This window comes from Amycolatopsis sp. NPDC021455 (assembly GCF_040640995.1).
Lineage (GTDB): Bacteria > Actinomycetota > Actinomycetes > Mycobacteriales > Pseudonocardiaceae > Amycolatopsis.
On sequence record NZ_JBFACT010000001.1, the window covers coordinates 228,542 to 246,510 of the forward strand.

The 17,969-nt window shown below is 72.1% G+C and carries 18 protein-coding genes; 14 read left to right on the forward strand and 4 right to left on the reverse strand.

The genetic code is table 11. The features are described 5' to 3' along the window. Nucleotides 1–224 precede the first annotated feature (224 nt). A complete protein-coding gene (locus tag AB0G28_RS01280; protein WP_361081770.1) occupies nt 225–1,271 on the forward strand; it encodes an NAD-dependent epimerase/dehydratase family protein in 1,047 nt (348 codons plus the stop codon). Then, nucleotides 1,268–2,311 (forward strand): lysophospholipid acyltransferase family protein, encoded by a 1,044-nt coding sequence (locus tag AB0G28_RS01285; RefSeq protein ID WP_361081772.1) that lies wholly within the window; start codon nt 1,268–1,270, stop codon nt 2,309–2,311. The genes AB0G28_RS01280 and AB0G28_RS01285 overlap by 4 nt, the downstream gene beginning before the upstream one ends. 16 nt (nt 2,312–2,327) lie before the next feature. On the opposite strand, the gene AB0G28_RS01290 is transcribed toward AB0G28_RS01285, so the two are convergent. The 4 genes from AB0G28_RS01290 to AB0G28_RS01305 form a co-directional block, all read right to left on the reverse strand. Then, nucleotides 2,328–3,233, reverse strand: a complete 906-nt coding sequence (locus tag AB0G28_RS01290; RefSeq protein WP_361081774.1) for a type II CAAX endopeptidase family protein — start codon at nt 3,231–3,233, stop codon at nt 2,328–2,330. 303 nt (nt 3,234–3,536) lie between these two features. Beyond that, nucleotides 3,537–4,454 carry an HAD-IB family hydrolase gene (locus tag AB0G28_RS01295; RefSeq protein WP_361081776.1) on the reverse strand — a complete coding sequence of 306 codons (918 nt, stop codon included), beginning with the start codon at nt 4,452–4,454 and terminating at the stop codon, nt 3,537–3,539. Nucleotides 4,455–4,549: 95 nt separating this feature from the next. Continuing rightward, nucleotides 4,550–5,620: a DUF5667 domain-containing protein gene (locus AB0G28_RS01300; RefSeq protein WP_361081777.1), complete on the reverse strand. Its 1,071-nt coding sequence runs from the start codon at nt 5,618–5,620 to the stop codon at nt 4,550–4,552. A 113-nt stretch (nt 5,621–5,733) separates the two neighbouring features. Continuing rightward, a complete protein-coding gene (locus AB0G28_RS01305; RefSeq protein ID WP_361081779.1) occupies nt 5,734–6,426 on the reverse strand; it encodes a sigma-70 family RNA polymerase sigma factor in 693 nt (230 codons plus the stop codon). Nucleotides 6,427–6,739: 313 nt separating this feature from the next. Here AB0G28_RS01305 and AB0G28_RS01310 point away from each other — a divergent pair, with 313 nt between their 5' ends. From AB0G28_RS01310 to AB0G28_RS01365, 12 genes are all read left to right on the forward strand, one after another. Then, on the forward strand, nt 6,740–8,251 hold the full coding sequence (locus AB0G28_RS01310; RefSeq protein WP_361081781.1) for an AMP-binding protein: 1,512 nt from the start codon (nt 6,740–6,742) through the stop codon (nt 8,249–8,251). A 19-nt stretch (nt 8,252–8,270) separates the two neighbouring features. After that, entirely contained in the window at nt 8,271–8,507 is a 237-nt protein-coding gene (locus AB0G28_RS01315; protein ID WP_361081783.1) for a glutaredoxin family protein, read from the forward strand. A gap of 64 nt (nt 8,508–8,571) precedes the next feature. Then, nucleotides 8,572–10,158, forward strand: a complete 1,587-nt coding sequence (locus tag AB0G28_RS01320; RefSeq protein WP_361081785.1) for a molybdopterin-dependent oxidoreductase — start codon at nt 8,572–8,574, stop codon at nt 10,156–10,158. 18 nt (nt 10,159–10,176) lie between these two features. After that, nucleotides 10,177–10,314: a hypothetical protein gene (locus tag AB0G28_RS01325; protein ID WP_361081786.1), complete on the forward strand. Its 138-nt coding sequence runs from the start codon at nt 10,177–10,179 to the stop codon at nt 10,312–10,314. Nucleotides 10,315–10,648: 334 nt separating this feature from the next. After that, nucleotides 10,649–11,563 carry a redox-sensing transcriptional repressor Rex gene (locus AB0G28_RS01330; RefSeq protein ID WP_361081788.1) on the forward strand — a complete coding sequence of 305 codons (915 nt, stop codon included), beginning with the start codon at nt 10,649–10,651 and terminating at the stop codon, nt 11,561–11,563. Next, nucleotides 11,560–12,867, forward strand: coding sequence for a glutamyl-tRNA reductase (locus AB0G28_RS01335; RefSeq protein ID WP_361081790.1), 1,308 nt, complete (start codon nt 11,560–11,562; stop codon nt 12,865–12,867). Before AB0G28_RS01330 ends, AB0G28_RS01335 begins: the two co-directional genes overlap by 4 nt. A gap of 2 nt (nt 12,868–12,869) precedes the next feature. Next, complete coding sequence (gene hemC / locus AB0G28_RS01340; RefSeq protein ID WP_361081792.1) at nt 12,870–13,817, forward strand: hydroxymethylbilane synthase; 948 nt, start codon at nt 12,870–12,872, stop codon at nt 13,815–13,817. 84 nt (nt 13,818–13,901) lie between these two features. Further along, the gene (locus AB0G28_RS01345) at nt 13,902–15,434 is read left to right on the forward strand and encodes a bifunctional uroporphyrinogen-III C-methyltransferase/uroporphyrinogen-III synthase (RefSeq protein WP_361081794.1); all 1,533 of its coding nucleotides are present in this window, start codon (nt 13,902–13,904) and stop codon (nt 15,432–15,434) included. A 197-nt stretch (nt 15,435–15,631) separates the two neighbouring features. Continuing rightward, nucleotides 15,632–16,603 (forward strand): porphobilinogen synthase, encoded by a 972-nt coding sequence (gene hemB / locus AB0G28_RS01350; protein ID WP_361081796.1) that lies wholly within the window; start codon nt 15,632–15,634, stop codon nt 16,601–16,603. A 17-nt stretch (nt 16,604–16,620) separates the two neighbouring features. After that, a complete protein-coding gene (locus AB0G28_RS01355) occupies nt 16,621–17,163 on the forward strand; it encodes a hypothetical protein (protein ID WP_361081798.1) in 543 nt (180 codons plus the stop codon). Further along, nucleotides 17,160–17,606 carry a hypothetical protein gene (locus tag AB0G28_RS01360; RefSeq protein ID WP_361081800.1) on the forward strand — a complete coding sequence of 149 codons (447 nt, stop codon included), beginning with the start codon at nt 17,160–17,162 and terminating at the stop codon, nt 17,604–17,606. The genes AB0G28_RS01355 and AB0G28_RS01360 overlap by 4 nt, the downstream gene beginning before the upstream one ends. 13 nt (nt 17,607–17,619) lie before the next feature. Beyond that, entirely contained in the window at nt 17,620–17,958 is a 339-nt protein-coding gene (locus tag AB0G28_RS01365) for a hypothetical protein (protein WP_361081801.1), read from the forward strand. The last annotated feature ends 11 nt before the right edge of the window (nt 17,959–17,969 follow it).

Consider the following 17,969-nt stretch of genomic DNA (forward strand, 5'->3'; position numbering starts at 1 on the left):
TCTGGACGGGCCACGTCCATGTGGTGGGCCGGTTCCGCCCGTTCGAGTGAGGCGTTCGTCGCTTTCCGGGGGAACCGCGGTTAATAGCACGTAAGACACCGCTGAGCTACCCCTGAAGAGCGGTAACATCTCAAGGGCGTCCGCGCGATGCTTCCAACGAGTGCAGGTACGCGCACCTCGGGTGACCGTCCACCCCCCACACGCCCTACGCCGCAGGGAGTCGCATGCCGTCGAACATCGTGCTCGTCACCGGGGTCGCCGGGGAACTCGGCGGGAAACTGCTGGCCAGGCTGGGCAACAACCCCGACTTCGAACGGGTCATCGGTGTCGACACGGTCCCGCCGGACAAGGCGGTCCTGCAGCGCATGGGGCATGCGGAGTTCGTCCGCGCGGACATCAGGAACCCGTTGATAGCCAAGGTGATCAGCACGGCCAAGGTGGACACCGTGGTGCACGCGTCGTGCACCGCGCACCCCGCCGGGCCGGGCCGCCGCACGGCGATCAAGGAAGTCAACGTCATCGGCACCATGCGGCTGCTCGCCGCGTGCCAGCGTTCCCCGCTGGTGCGCAAGCTGGTGGTCAAGTCGACGGCGGCGGTCTACGGCGCGAGCGCGCGTTCGCAGGCGGTGTTCACCGAGGACTCCGAACTCATCCCGACGTCGACCAGCGGGTACGCGAAGGACGCCGTCGAGATGGAGGGGTACGTCCGCGGGCTGGTGCGGCGCCGCCCGGACATCACCACCACGCTGTTCCGCTTCGCCAACATCATCGGTCCGGAGACCGACACGGTCCTCGCGCGCTACTTCGCGCTCCCGGTGGTGCCGACGGTGTTCGGTTACGACGCACGCATCCAGCTGCTGCACTCCTCGGACGCGCTCGCGGTACTGGAACGGGCGACCTTGACCGACAAACCCGGCGTGTTCAACGTCGGTTCGGAGGGGGTACTCACCCTCTCGCAGGCGATCCGGCGCGCCGGCCGGGTCGAGCTGCCGATGCCGCGGAGCGTGGTGCCGTCGGTCGGCAAGGTCCTGCGCGGCGCCCGTGTCGTGGACTTCTCCGCCGACCAGGTCCGGCTGCTGAACTTCGGCCGGGTCGTCGACATCACCAAGCTGAAGCAGGAGTTCGGGTACACCCCGCGGTGGACCACACGTGAGGCGTTCGACGACTACATCGTGGGACGCGGGCTCCGGCCGGTGCTCGACGGCGGCAAGCTGGCCGGACTGGCCGGCAAGGTGCTCGTCGCGGCGGCGACCGGGCAGGCCAACCGGTGAGCAGACCGCACGACTTGGACGACTTCGAAAGCGAGGCGGAAACGGTGGGTGCCGAGGCGCAGGTCATCCCCCTGCACGGACCGGGCCGGGAGAAGCCGGAAGCCGTGGAGGCCGAGCGTGACCTCCGCGAGCAGGAAGCCGCGCGGGTGGACGCGCCGGTCGTCGCCTTCCCGCGCGCCGGCCAGGAGGCGTCGGCCCCCGAAGTCCTTTCCGACGTGGCCCGGTCCGCGCTCGGCTTCATCCGCGACCGGCTGACCGGGGACTACACCGTCGACGAGTTCGGCTTCGACGCCGAGCTGACCGACGCGGTCTTCCTGCCGCCGCTGCGTGCGCTGTACAAGAAGTGGTTCCGCGTCGACACGTACGGCGTCGAGAACCTCCCGGCGTCGGGTGGCGCGCTGCTGGTGTCCAACCACTCCGGCACGGTGCCGCTCGACTCGCTGATGACGGCGGTGGCGGTCCACGACGAGACGGGCGGCCGTCATCTGCGCGGCCTCGGCGCGGACCTGGTGTTCCAGGTGCCCCTGGTGGGTTCGTTCGCCCGCAAGTCGGGCCAGACGCTGGCCTGCCACGCGGACGCGGAGCGCCTGCTGCGCAAGGGCGAGCTGGTCGGGGTGTGGCCCGAGGGCTTCAAGGGCGTCGGGAAGCCGTTCTCGTCGCGCTACAAGCTGCAGCGCTTCGGCCGCGGCGGGTTCGTGTCGGCCGCGCTGCGCGCCGGCGTGCCGATCATCCCGGTGTCGGTCATCGGCGCCGAGGAGATCTACCCCAAGGTCGGCGACATCAAGGTGCTGGCCCGGATGCTGGGCCTGCCGTACTTCCCGGTGACGCCGTTCTTCCCGCATTTCGGGCTGCTGGGCGCGATCCCGCTCCCGACGAAGTGGAGCATCGAGTTCGGCGAGCCGATCCGGACCGACGAGTTCGAGCCGGAGGCGGTCGAGGACCCGATGCTGGTGTTCCAGCTGACCGACCAGGTCCGGGAGTCGATCCAGCAGACGCTGTACCGGCGGTTGTCGCAGCGGAAGTCGGTCTTCCGCGGCTGAGCGGCGTGGCACCGGGTCAGTCCGCGATTCCGCGTGCCTTCGGCCGGTAGCCCAGCCGTCCTCGCGTCGCGACGAGCAGGACCAGCGACACCGCGGTCGAGGCGAGCAGGAACGCGTGGGTCGTGTCGCGGACCGTCAGCGACGGGAACATCTCCGACCAGGCGAGCGAGAAGAAGTTGTTCACGCTGGTGTGCAGCAGCATGGCCAGCGGCAGGCTCTGGCCGGTGCGGTTGAACACCCAGGTCATGATGATGCTGAAGGTGACGCAGGTGGCGACGAACTCGATCGGCGTCACCCAGGTGACGTCCGGCCAGCCGCCCCATTCGCTGAAGAACAGCGGCAGGTGCCACAGGCCCCAGAGCGGGCCGAGGATCAGCGTGCCGCCGAGCGGCCCGTAGCGCTGCTGGAGGCGGGGCAGGGCGAAGTCCCGCCAGCCGGGTTCTTCCGCGAGCCCGGTCGTGACCATCTGCAGCACCAGGCCCGGCAGGTAGGCCACCAGCGTCGCCACGGCCGGGACGACGGGGTTCTGCTCGGACAGCGCGACCGTGGTGATCGTGAGCAGGGCGGGCACGCTGAGCACGACGGCCACGTACCAGAACCAGTGGACCCGCCACTTGAACAGCCGCCCGGCCCAGCGGCGCAGGCCGGTCCGCCCGTCGGCGATCGCGGTGACCAGGAACGCGGCGCCGATCGGACCGAGGTAGGCGCCCGGCAGGACGCCGGCGAACTGCGAGGTGCCGAGCACCTCGGGGAACCGGAAGTGCAGGACGCCCAGTCCGTTCTCCGACAGGACGTAGGGTGTCCACGCGACCCAGCTGAGCAGGTTGGCCAGGACGAAGAACCAGGTCAGCGGGCGTCGGCGGATGCTGTCCCGCAGCCCGCCCCTGCCGGTCCGATCTTCGATGTCCACACGGGTCGTCACCACGCTGTCCCTTCGCCGGAGGCTGCTTTTCGATGGGAAAAGCACACCAGCCCACGGCGGGCGGGTCATTCCCGCGCGCACCCGAAGTGGGGGTAGCGCAGGCGCTACCGGCGGCCCCGAACGCCCCAATGTGGCGTTGGTTGCGTCCAACGCACCGAACGCCACATTGGGTGCGTTGGATGCACCGAACGCCACATTGGGTGCTCCATCCATGCCCCCACCGCCGCCCTCAACGGAGGCGCTGCGCGCCGCGGTGCTGATTCAACGCACCCAACGCCACATTGGGTGCTTGCGGCCCGGCTGTCAGCGGCGGCGGTAAGCCATCCCGGCCGCCACCGCGCCCGCCAGCGCCCCGGCGCCCAGCACCGACGGCACGCCGATCTTCGCGGCCTTGCGGCCGGTCCGGAAGTCGCGGATCTCCCAGCCGCGCGCCCGGGCCACGTCACGCAGCCCGCCGTCGGGGTTCACCGCCACCGCCGTGCCCACCGCCGAGAGCATCGGGATGTCGTTGGCCGAGTCCGAATACGCCGTGCAGCGCTTGAGGTTCAGCCCTTCGCGGGACGCCAGCGCGCGTACCGCGTGGGCCTTCGCGCGGCCGTGCAGGAGGTCGCCGACCAGGCGGCCCGTGTAGACGCCGTCCTTCGTCTCGGCCACCGTGCCCAGCGCGCCGGTGAGCCCGAGCCGCCGGGAGATGATCGCGGCCAGCTCGATCGGGGTCGCCGTCACCAGCCAGACGCGCTGGCCCGCGTCGAGGTGCATCTGGGCCAGCGCGCGCGTGCCGGACCAGATCTTGTCGGCCATCAGCTCGTCGTAGATCTCTTCGCTGATCGACGTCAGCTCGGCCACCGTGCGACCGGCCACAAAGGACAGTGCGCGTTCGCGGTGGGTCTTGATGTCCTCTTTGTTCTCCCGGCCGCCGAGCCGGAACTTGATCTGGCCCCAGACGAACCCGGCCAGGTCCGCCGAGGTGAAGAACTTCCGCGCCGCGAGCCCGCGGGCGAAGTAGAAGATCGACGCGCCCATCATCATCGTGTTGTCGACGTCGAAGAAGGCGGCCGCGGTGAGGTCCGGCGGCGCGGGCGGGGCGGGGGGTTCGGCGGCTTCGGAAACCACTCGGGCGTGGGCGGCCTCGGCCGACGCCTCGCCCGCGAGCGCGGCGAGCCGTTCCAGCTCCTGACTCTTATCCCTGCCACGCCAAGCTGACACGCACACCGCCTCCACGTCTGCCCACGTCCGGCCACGTCCCGGCGAAGGTCCGGGCCCTTCGCACAGCGTAGCGAGCCGCCCACCCCGTCGGCGCAGGTGTGGCCCTGACCTCAGCCGATCACGATCGGCGGCAACCCGGGCAGCAACGGCGGAAGCGAAATCAGCGGCGGGGGCGACGTGGTCGTCGTGGGCGACGGCGGGTGGGTCGTCGTCGGGCCGCCGTACACCGGCGGCGGCGTCACCCCGCCGGTCGGCGCCGGGATGCCCGGGGTCGCGGCCGCGTCCGACGGGGGCAGCTGCGTACCGGTCGGCGTGGGCGCCGTGCTCGCGCCGGAGGGCGCCGACGAAGCCGGCTCCGACGGCTGGGTGCCGGCGGCCGGGGCGGGGCGGGCCGTGCACTCGCCGGTCGCCGGGAGCGGGCCCAGCTCGTCGGAGGAACCCGTGGTGATCTGGTAGCAGTTCATCCGCGCCACCAGCCCGCTCGTGCGCGCCTGGACCTTGCCGAGCAGGTCCCGGACGTCGTCGAACACCGGTGCCGCGTCCGCCGGGAGCGGCAGCGAACCCAGCCGCGCCTCCTGGTTGCGCGCCCACAGCCGGACGTCGGCCAGCGCCTGCGCGCCGCCGCCGTCGCTGGTGGCCACGGTGGACATCTGGGCCACGCCGGCCCGCAGGTCGGCGGCGAAGTCGTCGTACGCGGTCCGGTAGTCGTTCCCGCTCGCGCCTTCCTCGGCCAGCTCGCGCAGCTCGGTGATCCGGTTGGTGGCGAACTCGAGGTGCTTCTTCGCCTTCGCCTGGTCGCCGAACGTCAGGCCCAGCGCCGTCGACTCCCCGGCGCGCTTCACGCCGTACAGCGGGTCGCCCGGCAGCGCGTTGCGGGACAGCACCAGCGCCAGGCCGGAGAGGACGAGGAAGAGGAACAGCGCGGCGGCCACCAGGTCGGCGGTCCGCGGCCGCCACCTCCGACGCAGCGTGGTGGTGGCCGCCGCCGTTTCCAGGCGGCCCGCGATCTCCGCGCGGATCCGCTGCCGGGTCTCCAGGTCCGGGGCGCCCGCCGTGCCGAGTTCGCGCAGGGCGCCGACGACGGCCAGTTCGTCGGCGAACTCGCCGTCCCGGGGTACCGGGGACGGCTCGCAGGCACGTGCGAACCGCTCGATCTCGGCTCGCTCACGCGCAAACCTCACTGCGCTGCTCCATCTCGGGCCTTGGCCGGTCCTGACACCGGTCTGCGTGGAGTAACGATCCGGAAGCCGCTGGGGTTACCGGTTTCGGTCGATGAGCAGAAAAGTTCGCGGGTTCAGCGCAATCCCGTGGGCAGAAGTTGTGCCAATCGGCGCACCGCGCGGTGCTGCAGCGCCTTCACCGCGCCCTCGTTGCGGTTCATGATCTCGGCCGTCTCCGCCACGGACAGGCCCTGCAGGAACCGCAGGACAATGCATTCCCGCTGGTCGTCGCCCAGTTCCGCGACGCAGCGCAGCAGCTCGGCGCGGGTGGCGCGGCTGATCGCCTCCTGTTCGGGACCCGCCTGGGCGGCCGCGCCGACGCTGAACGGCGCGGAACCCGGCTCGGTCACCTCGTCGGTGACGACCTCGAGCTTGAACCGGCTCGACTTCACGTGGTCGAGCACGAGGTTGCGGGCGATGGTGACAAACCAGGCGCCGACGTCACGCCCCTGGTAGCTCACCGACGTGATCCGGCGCAGCGCGCGCAGGAACGTCTCGCTGGTGACGTCCTCGGCGAGGTCGCGGTCGCCGAGGCGGAACAGCACGTAGCGGTAGACGACGTCGACGTAGCGGTCGTAGAGCCGGCCGAAGGCGGACGAGTCACCGTCCTGCGCGGCGCGCACCAGCTCCCAGGCCTCGGCCTTCGCCGCCTCGGCACGCTCGTCGTCGGCCGCCTGCCTGCTCATCGGCACGGCCGACGAGCGCCCGAAGACACGCTCGGCGAACATGGCGACGGGCCCGCGGCTCACGGCGATCGGCACGGTCATCGGGCGGCACCTCCGGCGGCGGCTTCGGCCCAGCGGGCCACGGTACCCCCGGAACTCGGATGAGCAGGGGCCTGCCGGCTCGCGTGCCCCACGACCTCGTGGGCAGGCAAGTTCGTCACGGCGACTCCCTCTCTCCGGTCGCGGTGGTGATCAACACCAGCCCGCGACGCAGTGCAGCATACGTGTAGTTACCGCTAAGTAGGTAGTGGTTCGGGGGTTGCGCAGACGCGACGCTCGCGGTCAGCACCCATGACGTCGCTTCAGATGACAGACTTGCAACGGTTCGCATCGGACGAGGAGAGGCGGGTCGCGGGTGAGTGCGCCAGAGGGGACGCAGCCGGGGGTCGGCGGGCTGCTCACGCGGGCCGCGGCGACGTGGCCGGACCACCCGGCCGTGTGCGAGACCGGCACCGCGCGCGGCCTGACCTACCGCCAGGCCGAGGCCGCCGCCCAGGCTCAGGCCAGGAGACTCGCGGACGCCGGCGTCGAGCCCGGCGACCGGGTCGCGCTGCGGCTGCCGACGTCGGTCGACTTCGTGGTCGCCTTCTTCGGCGCGCTGCGCGCCGGGGCGATCGTCGTGCCGCTGTCGCCCACGGTGCCCGGTCCGGAGCTGGAGAAGCTGCTCGCGCACAGCGGGGCCAAGGTCGTCGTCCAGCGGGACGCCGACGCGGAGCTGCCGGACGGCGTGAGCGGTCTCACGCCCTCGACGGACTCCGGCGACGCCGTCGAGTTCCCGGACGCCGGCCGGGCGGGCGAGGACATCGCGGTCGTTTCGTACACGTCGGGCACCACCGGGCCGCCGCGCGGCGTGATGCTGTCCCACCGCGCGCTGCTGGCCAACCTGGAGCAGATCAGCGGGGTCGAGGGCGTCCTGGAGCACGACGACCGCGTGCTGATCACCATTCCGCTCTTCCACGTCTACGGGCTCGGGCCCGGGCTGCTGCAGGCGACCGCCGTCGGCGCGACCGCGGTGCTGTCCGAGCGTTTCGAGGCCCAGCGCACCCTGGACGACTGCGCCGAACAGCGCGTCACCGCGATCACCGGCGTCCCGACGATGTACGCCGAGTTCGCCGCGCTCGGTCCCGACGAGCTGCGCCGTGGCCTGGCCACCGTGCGGCACATGACGTCCGGCGCCGCGCCGCTGCACCCGAAGACGCTGACGGCGATCCGCGAGGCCACCGGCCTCGACGTCTACGAGGGCTACGGCCTCACCGAGTGCGCGCCGGTGGTGACGTCGACGCTGGTCACCGGCTACCCGAAGCCGGGCTCGGTCGGCCGTCCGCTGCCCGGGATCGAGCTCCGGCTGGTGGACAGCGACGGCACCGACCAGGCCGTGCCGCTCGACCCCGACGACGTCGCCGACGTCTTCGAGGCCGGCGGCGAGACCGGGCTGGTGTCGATCCGCGGTGCGAACCTGTTCTCCGGGTACTGGCCGGACGGCGGCCACGGGCCGGACGCCGAAGGCTGGTTCCGCACCGGCGATGTCGGCTACCTCGACACCGACGGCGACCTGCACCTGGTCGACCAGGCCAACGACCTGATCATCGTCAACGGCTTCAACGTCTTCCCGACCGAGGTGGAAGAGGTCATCGGGCAGCTGCCCGAAGTGGCCGAAGCCGCCGTCGTCGGCGTGGTCGACGAGCGCAGCGGCGAAGCGGTGAAGGCGTTCGTCGTGCCCGCGGCCGGGGCGTCGCTGTCCGAACAGCAGGTCGTCGACCACTGTGCCGCGCACCTGGCCGGGTACAAGGTGCCGCACCTGGTCGAGTTCGCCGAGTCGCTGCCGCACTCGGCCACCGGGAAGCTGCGCCGGGTGCGGCTGCGTTAGTTGCGGTAGTAAGGACGGCATGGCGCACGAAGTGACGGTGATGGGCCGGGACGGCTGCCACCTCTGCGAGGTGGCGGAGGCCGAGGTCGCGCGGATCTGCGGCGAGCTCGGCGTCCCCTGGAAGGCCGAGGACGTCGACACGGACCCGGAGTGGCGTGCCGAGTACGGCGACCGCGTCCCGGTGATCCTGGTCGACGGCGCCGAGCACGGCTACTGGCGCGTCGAAGAGGACCGGCTGCGGCGGGCGCTCGCCTGAGCCGTAACCGGCTCGTAAGCCGCGGCGGGCCACCTGGACGGGCGTGCGCTCCGAAGATGGAGGTGTGAGCACCTTGACGGACGCGCCGCCCGAGGCGCCGAAACGGCTTTCGCTTCCGATCGCGACGCTGATCGGCCTGCTGGCGCTGGCCGCGGCCCTCGGCGTCGGGCACCTGGTCGCCGGTTTCGTCGGCTACACCGCGTCGCCGTTCATCGCGGTGGCCAACTACGTCATCGACCACAGCCCGACCGGCGTCGTGAAGTGGGCCGAGCGGACGCTGGGGACCTGGGACAAGCCGGTGCTGAAGCTCGGCCTGGCCGTGGTGCTGGTCCTCTTCGCGCTGCTGGCCGGGCAGCTGTCGCGCCGGACGCCCCGGGCCGGGCAGGTGCTCGTCTTCCTGCTGGGCGCCGCCGGGATCGCCGCCGTGTACGTGCGCACCGACCTGGGGCAGGTCGCCCTGCTCGCGCCGGTCGCCGCCCTGCTCGCGGGCCTAGCCGTCTTCACCTCCCTGCACCGGATCGCGCTTTCACGTGAAAGCTCCCACCAGGGGGCCGAGCTTTCACGTGAAAGCTCGGCGGTGGGGGCTTCCCGGCGGAAGTTCCTGCGGGCCGGGGTCGGGGTCGCCGCGGGTTCGGGGGTTGCGGCCGTGGTCGGGCAGGTGGCCGGGACCAGCACGAACGCCGAGGACTCCCGGGCCGCCGTCGGGCGGCTCGTCCCCGCGCGGACCGCATCGCCGGTGCCCGCGGACGCCGACTTCGCCAAGCTCGGCTCGCCGCCGTTCATCACGCCGAACCCGGACTTCTACCGCATCGACACCGCACTGGTCGTGCCGCAGCTCCGCGCCGAGGACTGGAGCCTGAAGATCCACGGCATGGTCGACCGCGAGGTGACGTTCTCCTACGCCGACATCCGCAACCGGCCGCTGGTCGAACGCCGCGTGACGCTGACCTGCGTCTCCAACGAGGTCGGCGGCCCGCTGATCTCGAACGCGACCTGGCTGGGCGTCGACCTGGTCGACCTCCTCGACGAGGCCGGCGTGCAGGCCGGCGCCGAGCAGATGTTCGCCACCAGCACCGACGGCTGGACGTGCGGCACGCCGGCGAACGTCGCGCTCGACCCGGCCCGCGGCGCGATGCTGGCGATCGGGATGAACGGCGAGCCGCTGCCGGTCGAGCACGGCTTCCCGGCGCGGATCGTCATCCCCGGCCTGTACGGCTACGTGTCGGCGACGAAGTGGGTCGAGTCGCTCGAATTCACCAAGTGGGACGCGCGGCAGGCGTACTGGCTCAGCCGCGGCTGGGCCGAGCAGGCGCCGATCAAGACCGAGTCGCGGATCGACACGCCGAAGGGGTTCGCCGGCATCACCGCGGGCAAGGTCCGGCTGGCCGGCACCGCGTGGGCCCAGCACACCGGCATCGCGAAGGTCGAGGTCCGGCTGGACCAGGGGGAGTGGCGGCCGGCGACGCTCTCGGCCGAGGTGAGCAAGGACACCTGGCGGATGTGGTGGATCGAGCTGGACGTGCCGAAGGGGACGCACCAGGCGTTCGTCCGGGCCACCGACCACGACGGTTACACGCAGACGGAGAACCGCGCGGACCCGGTGCCCGACGGCGCCACCGGCTGGCACTCGGTCACCCTCGACGCCCGCTGACGTCGCCCGATGCGGTGAGTGCGGACGACGGGCAGGCCCGCCACGGCCGCCGGCCTGCCGCGAAGGCCGTCACAGCCCGGGCCGAAGAGCGACGGCGAGAACGCGACCCTGTTCGTGCTCGAGAAGGTGCTCACGCCGGGCACCGACGCCGGCTGACACGCCGCGCCCGCCGACCAGTGCTCCTGCGCCGTTCACCGCGTGCGGCAGGCCGCTCGCCGCGTCGGCCGCCGGTGCTCCCGGTCGCCCGTCACGCGCGCCGATCGCCGGAAATGCCTGGCTGGCAAGGATTCTGACGCCGCGTCATGATCGCTTGGTCCTCCGAACCGCCTCCGACCAGTGACTTTGTGCGTGCGTTCACAAGTGGTCTACCGTAGGGCCATCGCCTCCGGGGCGGCCGGTATCGAACCGGACTCCGGGTCCTGGGTCAAGACACAGTTCCGAACGGTCGTGGCGACGGCCGCCAGACGCACAGCGGGCAGGAGACAACGGCGTGGTGACACAGCGGGGGAGGCGCGACGGAGCGGACTCCGCCGGCCGGCCGCCACGACGGTCCCGCCGCTCGGACACCCCGGACGCCGACAACGCGCCGACCGCGGAAATGCCCGCCGTGCCCGCCGGGACCAACGGGGACGCCCCCGAGGCCGTCCGGGCGAAGTCGATCCCCGAGGCGGCGGTCGCCCGGCTCGCCGTCTACCTCCGCGTGCTGTCCGGAATGTCCGAACAGGGCGCGACGACCGTTTCGAGCGAAGAGCTGTCGCAGGCCGCCGGCGTCAATTCCGCGAAATTGCGCAAAGACCTCTCCTACCTCGGCTCGTACGGCACCCGCGGCGTCGGCTACGAGGTCGGCGTCCTGGTCAGCCAGATCGAGCGCATCCTCGGCCTGACCCGCCAGCACAAGGTGGCCGTCGTCGGGATCGGCAACCTGGGCCACGCGCTGGCCAACTACGGCGGCTTCCCGGGGCGCGGCTTCCCGGTCGAAGCGCTGTTCGACCTGGACCCGGACCTGATCGGCGTGCCGGTCGGCGGCCTCCCCGTCTCGCACATGGACGACATCCCGCGGATCTGCGCCGAGCGCGGCATCTCCATCGGCGTGATCGCCACCCCGCCCACCGCGGCGCAGTCGGTGTGTGACCGGCTGGTCGCGGGCGGTGTCCAGTGCATCCTCAACTTTGCTCCCGTCGTGCTGCAAGTTCCTGCTCACATCGAGGTCCGCAAAGTGGATTTGGCCGTGGAGCTGCAGATACTCTCGTTCCATGTGGCCCGCCGGGCGGACAGTGAAGCCCCGGCCGCCGGGAATCAGGGCAATTCCGGATTACCGGCCGGTGGTTCGCCCGCCCAGAATGGCAAGCGCGGGCGGAACGGCACGGGTCCGGACGGTGGACGGGAAATGGTGGTGCGCTCATGAGCGTTTTGGCGGTCGGGCTCTCGCACAGAAGCGCTGAGCTGAGCACGCTGGAGCGCGTCGCCGTACCCGCGCCCGAGGTGGGCAAAGTCCTGGACGAGCTGCAACAGGCTCCGCACGTCAGTGAGGTCATGCTCGTCTCGACGTGCAACCGGATCGAGGTCTACGCGGTCGTCGAGACCTTCCACGGCGGCCTGGGCGACGTCTCCGAGGTGCTGGCCCGCCAGGCCGGCATGGAACCCGCCGAGCTCTACGACAGCATGTACGTGCACTACGCCGGTGCGGCCGTCGAGCACCTCTTCTCGGTCGCCTCGGGCCTGGACTCGATGGTCGTCGGCGAGACGCAGATCCTCGGCCAGGTGCGGTCCGCGTACGCCACCGCGCGCGAGGCCGGCACCGTCGGCCGCACGCTGCACGAGCTGATCCAGACCACGCTGCGCGTCGGCAAGCGCGTCCACACCGAGACCGGTCTCGACGCCCTCGGCGCGTCGGTCGTGTCCGAGGCGCTCGCCGCCGCGGGGGACGTCACCGGCAAGCACGCCGTCATCGTCGGCGCCGGCTCGATGGGCGCGCTGAGCGCGTCGCAGCTGCGCAAGGCCGGCATCGGCGAGATCACCGTGGCCAACCGCACCGACGCCCGCGCCCGGCGGCTCGCCGCGAACGTCACCGAGCAGGGCGTGCCGGCCCGCGCGATCCCGCTGTCCGGGGTCGCCGAGGCGGTCCGCGACGCCGACGTCGTGATCTGCTGCACGGGCGCCCAGGACGCCGTCTTCGGCGCGGACCAGGTGCTGCCGCGCCGCGGCCGCGAACTGGTCGTCTGCGACCTCGGCCTGCCGCGTGACGTCGACCCGGCGGTCGGCGAGCTGGCCGGCGTCCGGGTGGTCGACCTGGCCACCATCCAGCGCCGGATGCGGGAGGCGGGCACGCCGACCACCGAGCGCCAGACCGCCAAGGCGACCGGGATCGTCCTCGACGAGGTGCGCGACTACCTCGCCGGGCAGCGCAGCGCCGAGGTGACGCCGACGGTGACCGCGCTGCGCCGCCGCGCGGCCGAGGTCGTCGACGCCGAGCTGCTGCGACTGGACAACCGCCTGCCCGAGCTCGACGCGGGCGTGCGCGAAGAGGTCGGCCGCACGGTCCGCCGGGTGGTCGACAAGCTGCTGCACGCGCCGACGGTGCGGGTCAAGCAGCTGGCCGCCGAGACGGCCGACACCGACTACGCGAACGCGTTGCGAGAACTGTTCTGCCTCGACCCGCAGGCCCCCGCCGCGGTGGCGAGCCCCAAGCCCCCACCGGAGAAGAAGTAGTAGTGACCAGAGTCATTCGTATGGGCACGCGCGGGTCGAAGCTCGCGCTCACCCAGACCGGGACCGTGGCCGACGCCCTGCGCGCCACCGGCGTCGAGGTCGAGATCGTCACGGTGACCACGCCCGGCGACAAGTCGCTGGCGCCGATCGCGACGATCGGCGTCGGCGTGTTCACCTCCGCGCTGCGGGAAGCCTTGCTGCGCGACGAGGTCGACGTCATCGTCCACTCGTACAAGGACCTGCCGACCGCGCCGGAGCCGGGCATCACGCTGGCCGCGGTGCCGCCGCGCGAGGACCCGCGGGACGCGCTGATCGCGCGCGACGGCCTCACCCTGGGCGAGCTGCCGCCGGGTTCGACGGTCGGCACGGGCGCGGCGCGGCGCACCGCGCAGCTGCGCGCGCTGGGTCTCGGTTTGGAAATCGTGCCGATTCGCGGCAATATCGACACCCGCATGCGCAAGGTCACCGACGGCGAGCTCGATGCCGTGGTGCTGGCGCGTGCCGGACTGGCCAGGGTCGGACTGGTCGAGGCGATCACCGAGACCCTCGACCCGATCCAGATGCTGCCCGCGCCCGCCCAGGGCGCGCTGGCGGTGGAGTGCCGGTCCGCCGACGTGGACCTCGAGCAGCTGCTCGCATCCACATTGGACGACGAGGGCACGCGGGCCGCGGTGACGGCCGAGCGGGCCCTGCTGGCCGCGCTGGAGGCGGGGTGCAGCGCGCCGGTGGGCGCGCTCGCCGAGATCGTCGAAGATCTCGACGCCGAGGGCAAGGTCGTGGAACGGATTTCGCTGCGCGGCACCGCCGCGGTCGACGGCGAGAACGGCGCGGTGGACATGGTCCGGGCCTCCGCGCTGGCCGACAAGGACCAGGCCGCCCAGCTGGGCAAGGACCTGGCCGCCGAGCTGCTGGACCTCGGAGCCGGAGCCTTCTCCGGCCCGGCTCAGTAGCGCTCTCGCGAGCGCTTCGAAGAACGTAGGAGAACCTGCGTCCGTGCGACCGCGCACGGCCGCCGCAAGAGGAGAAACGCACAGATGACCCCCGCGCGAAAGACCACCGGGCGCGTAGCGTTCGTGGGCTCCGGCCCCGGCGACGCCGGCCTGCTCACGGTCCGTGCCCAGGAACTGCTCGCCAAGGCCGAGGTCGTGGTGACCGACCCCGACGTGCCGCAGGCCGTGCTGGCCATGGCCGCCGAGGGCGCCGAGGTCCGGCCCGCCGTCGGCGAGGCCGCCGAGGTGGCCAAGGACCTCACCACCGAGGCCAAGGCCGGCCGGCTGGTGCTGCGGCTGATCGCGGGCGACCCGCTGACCACCCCGGCCGTGGTGGCCGAGGTCCAGGCGGTCGCGCGCACGAGCGCCGTGTTCGACGTCATCCCGGGCGTCTCCCCGGCCGCGGCGGTCCCGGCGTACGCGGGCGTCGCGCTGGGCGGCACGCACACCGAGGTCGACGTCCGCGGCGACGTCGACTGGGCGGCCCTGGCCGCCGCGCCCGGCCCGCTGGTGCTGCACGCGACGTCGGCGCACCTGGCCGAGGCCGCGTCGGCGCTCACCGGCAACGGCGTCCCCGCGTCGACCCCGGTCGCGGTCACCGCGAACGGCACCATCAACACCCAGCGCACCCTCGACACCACGCTCGAGAAGGTCGCGAACGACGCCGGCGAGCTCGTCGGGCCGCTGATCGTCACGATCGGCCAGGCCGCCGGGCAGCGCTCGAAGCTGTCGTGGTGGGAGTCGCGCGCGCTGTACGGCTGGAAGGTCCTGGTGCCGCGCACCAAGGAGCAGGCCGGCGAGATGGCCGAGCGCCTGCGCGGCCACGGCGCGACGTCGCACGAGGTCCCGACCATCTCGGTCGAGCCGCCCCGCAGCCCGGCGCAGATGGAGCGTTCGGTCAAGGGCCTGGTCGACGGCCGCTACCAGTGGATCGTCTTCACCTCCACCAACGCGGTCCGCGCGGTGTGGGAGAAGTTCGAGGAGTTCGGGCTCGACGCCCGGGCGTTCTCCGGCGTGAAGATCGCCTGCGTGGGCGAGTCGACCGCGGCGAAGGTGCGCTCCTTCGGCATCATCCCGGAGCTGGTCCCGTCGGGTGAGCAGTCGTCCGAGGGCCTGCTGGCCGAGTTCCCGCCGTACGACGACGTCCTCGACCCGGTCGACCGCGTACTGCTGCCGCGGGCGGACATCGCCACCGAGACGCTGTCGGCCGGCCTGCGCGAGCGCGGCTGGGAGATCGACGACGTGACGGCGTACCGGACCGTCCGGGCCGCCCCGCCGCCCGCCGAGACCCGCGAGATGATCAAGACCGGCGGCTTCGACGCGGTCTGCTTCACCTCGTCCTCGACCGTGCGGAACCTGGTCGGCATCGCCGGCAAGCCGCACACCCGCACGCTGGTCGCGTGCATCGGCCCGAAGACCGCCGAGACCGCGGTGGAGTTCGGGCTGCGGGTCGACGTCCAGCCGGAGAAGGCGGACGTCCCGCACCTGGTGGACGCGCTGGCCGAGCACGCCGCCCGCCTCCGCGCGGAGGGCGCCCTGCCGCCGCCGCGCAAGGCGAAGCGGGCCCGCCGCTCCTGAGTTCCCGTTGGTCCGTGAAGGCCTCCTTACCGGCTCTTATGGCCGGGAAGGAGGCCTTCACGGCTTTTAAGGCCGGGAAGGGGGCCTTCACGGCTTTTCGGCCCCGCTGGTCGCGGCAGGTGCGTTCACCGGACGGAAGCGGCCGCTGAGCACCCTTGCGGAACTCCGGCAAAAGCCGCGGGAGTAACTTGGTAAGGGTGTTCCCCGAGCATCGTCCCCGCAGGCTTCGCACCACCCCGGCCATGCGCAGGCTGGTGGGCGAAACGACGCTGCGGCCACGCCAGCTGATCCTCCCGATGTTCGTCGCCGAAGGGATCGACGCGCCGCGGCCGATCGCGAGCATGCCCGGCGTCGTCCAGCACACCCGCGACACGCTGCGGAAGGCCGCCGTCGACGCGGTCAACGCCGGGGTCGGCGGGCTCATGCTGTTCGGCATCCCGGCCACGCACGACGCCGAGGGCTCCGGAGCCGTCGACGAGAACGGCATCCTCAACGTCGCCCTGCGCGACCTGCGGCACGAGCTGGGTGACGCCACCGTGCTGATGGCCGACACCTGCCTCGACGAGTTCACCGACCACGGCCATTGCGGCGTCCTGGACGCCGACGGCGCGGTCGACAACGACGCCACCCTGCGCGTCTACGCCCAGATGGCCGTCGCCCAGGCCGAAGCCGGGGCACACGTGCTCGGGCCGAGCGGGATGATGGACGGCCAGGTCGGCGTCATCCGCCGGGCGCTCGACGAGGTCGGGCACAAGGAGACGGCGATCCTCGCGTACTCCGCGAAGTACGCCAGCGCGTTCTTCGGCCCCTTCCGCGAGGCCGTCAACTCCCAGCTCAAGGGCGACCGCAAGACCTACCAGCAGGACCCGGGCAACGGCCGCGAGGCGCTGCGCGAGATCGAGCTGGACCTCGCCGAGGGCGCCGACATGATCATGGTCAAGCCCGCGCTGGCCTACCTGGACGTCATCAAGGCGGCCGCGGACATCTCCCCGGTGCCGGTGGCGGCGTACAACATCTCGGGCGAGTACGCGATGGTCGAGGCGGCCGCGGCGAACGGCTGGCTGGACCGCGAGCGGACGGTCCTCGAGGTGCTCACCTCGATCCGCCGGGCCGGTGCGGACATGATCCTCACGTACTGGGCCGCCGAAGCCGCTGCCTGGCTGGACTGACCGGCTAGAGTCACCGCGTGGCGGACAAGGACACCGAGGACCTCAACGGGCTCACCGACGACGAACGGCGCAAACTGGGACGTTCGCCGGATCCGGTGCTGCCGGGGCAGCCGGCGCCGAAGGTCGACCCACCGGGACCGGTGCGGGCTTCGTTCTGGCTGTGGCTGGCGGGCGGCGTGGTGCTGATCGGCGGCCAGGTGTTCACCCTGGCCATCAAGCAGCAGCTGATCGACGCGCTGATCAAGCAGAGCCGGGAACGCGGCCAGAAGATCGACGAAGCCGCGATGGCCAGCGGCGCCACGACGGCGTTCTGGCTGCTGCTCGGCGGTTCGGTCGTGTTCGCGCTGCTCATCGCGCTGTTCGCCTACAAGGCCCGCGAAGGCACCCGCTCGGCCCGCACGGTGCTGACCGGCTTCGCCGTCGCCAGCGTGCTGTTCCAGCTGGGCATCTTCTACAGCGTGCCTTCGATCATCGCGACGTTGCTGCTGCTCATCGCGCTGGTCCTGATGTACCTGCCGGCGGTGGCGGACTACTTCCCGAAGGCGGTCAAGAAGCCGTGAGCGACCGGCTCTACGCCGAGTCCGGCGTGAGCTGGGTGGCCATCCTGTGGGGCCCGGTGTTCGCCCTCGCGGGCGCGCTCGCGGAGCTCGTCACGGGTGGCCCGGTGCACGTCGTGGGCTGGCTGATGGTCGGGTTCGGGCTGTGCGTCATCACCGTGCCGTGGGTGTACGCGCGGCGCCGGTTCCTGTCGCTGGAAGTCACCAAGAACCAGCTGCGGCAGGGCCGGGAGAAGGTGCCCGCCGAGCAGATCGCGGAGGTGACCGACGTCGGCACGCCGGTCGGCGCGCGGGTGCTCGGCGGCGGCTGGTCGGTGCCGCGCAAGTACGACTCGCTGCCGGTGAAGCTGGCCGATGGCACGGTGGTGCTCGCGTGGGCGAAGGACGTCGAAGCCCTGCGGGACGCGCTGGACGAGCTCGTCCGGGCGACACCGCGGGAAGCATGAGAAAATCGTCGCCGTGATCGACCTTCCGCAGCCCACCGGCGCCGAGCTCTGGCCGCCGGACGAACCCGGCCCGCGCGCGCGGCTGCACAAGCCGTGGCGGACGCTGGTCGCCGTCGTGGAGGTCGTGCTCGCCGTCCTCGCCGGCTGGGCGGCCTACGCCTGCTGGCACAACGCCTCGGCCCCCGTGGTCACCCAGGCCCAGGACGGCGCGTTCCTCGAGTCGCACCGGTACTTCGGCGGGCTGCTCGCGGCCGCCATCGGGATCGGCACGGTGGCCGCGTTGCTGCTGGTCGACGCGGTGCGTCAGCTGCTGCTCGCGGTCCGTGCGCGGGCTCCCCGAGCCAAGGACTGATACACAGCTGC

What these genes read in the sequence shown, in the direction of transcription:
- AB0G28_RS01280 (WP_361081770.1), top strand. Translation starts at nt 225, where the DNA reads ATGCCGTCGAACATCGTGCTCGTCACCGGGGTCGCCGGGGAACTCGGC.
- AB0G28_RS01305 (WP_361081779.1), bottom strand. Translation starts at nt 6,426, where the DNA reads ATGACCGTGCCGATCGCCGTGAGCCGCGGGCCCGTCGCCATGTTCGCC.
- AB0G28_RS01315 (WP_361081783.1), top strand. Translation starts at nt 8,271, where the DNA reads ATGGCGCACGAAGTGACGGTGATGGGCCGGGACGGCTGCCACCTCTGC.
- AB0G28_RS01335 (WP_361081790.1), top strand. Translation starts at nt 11,560, where the DNA reads ATGAGCGTTTTGGCGGTCGGGCTCTCGCACAGAAGCGCTGAGCTGAGC.
- AB0G28_RS01345 (WP_361081794.1), top strand. Translation starts at nt 13,902, where the DNA reads ATGACCCCCGCGCGAAAGACCACCGGGCGCGTAGCGTTCGTGGGCTCC.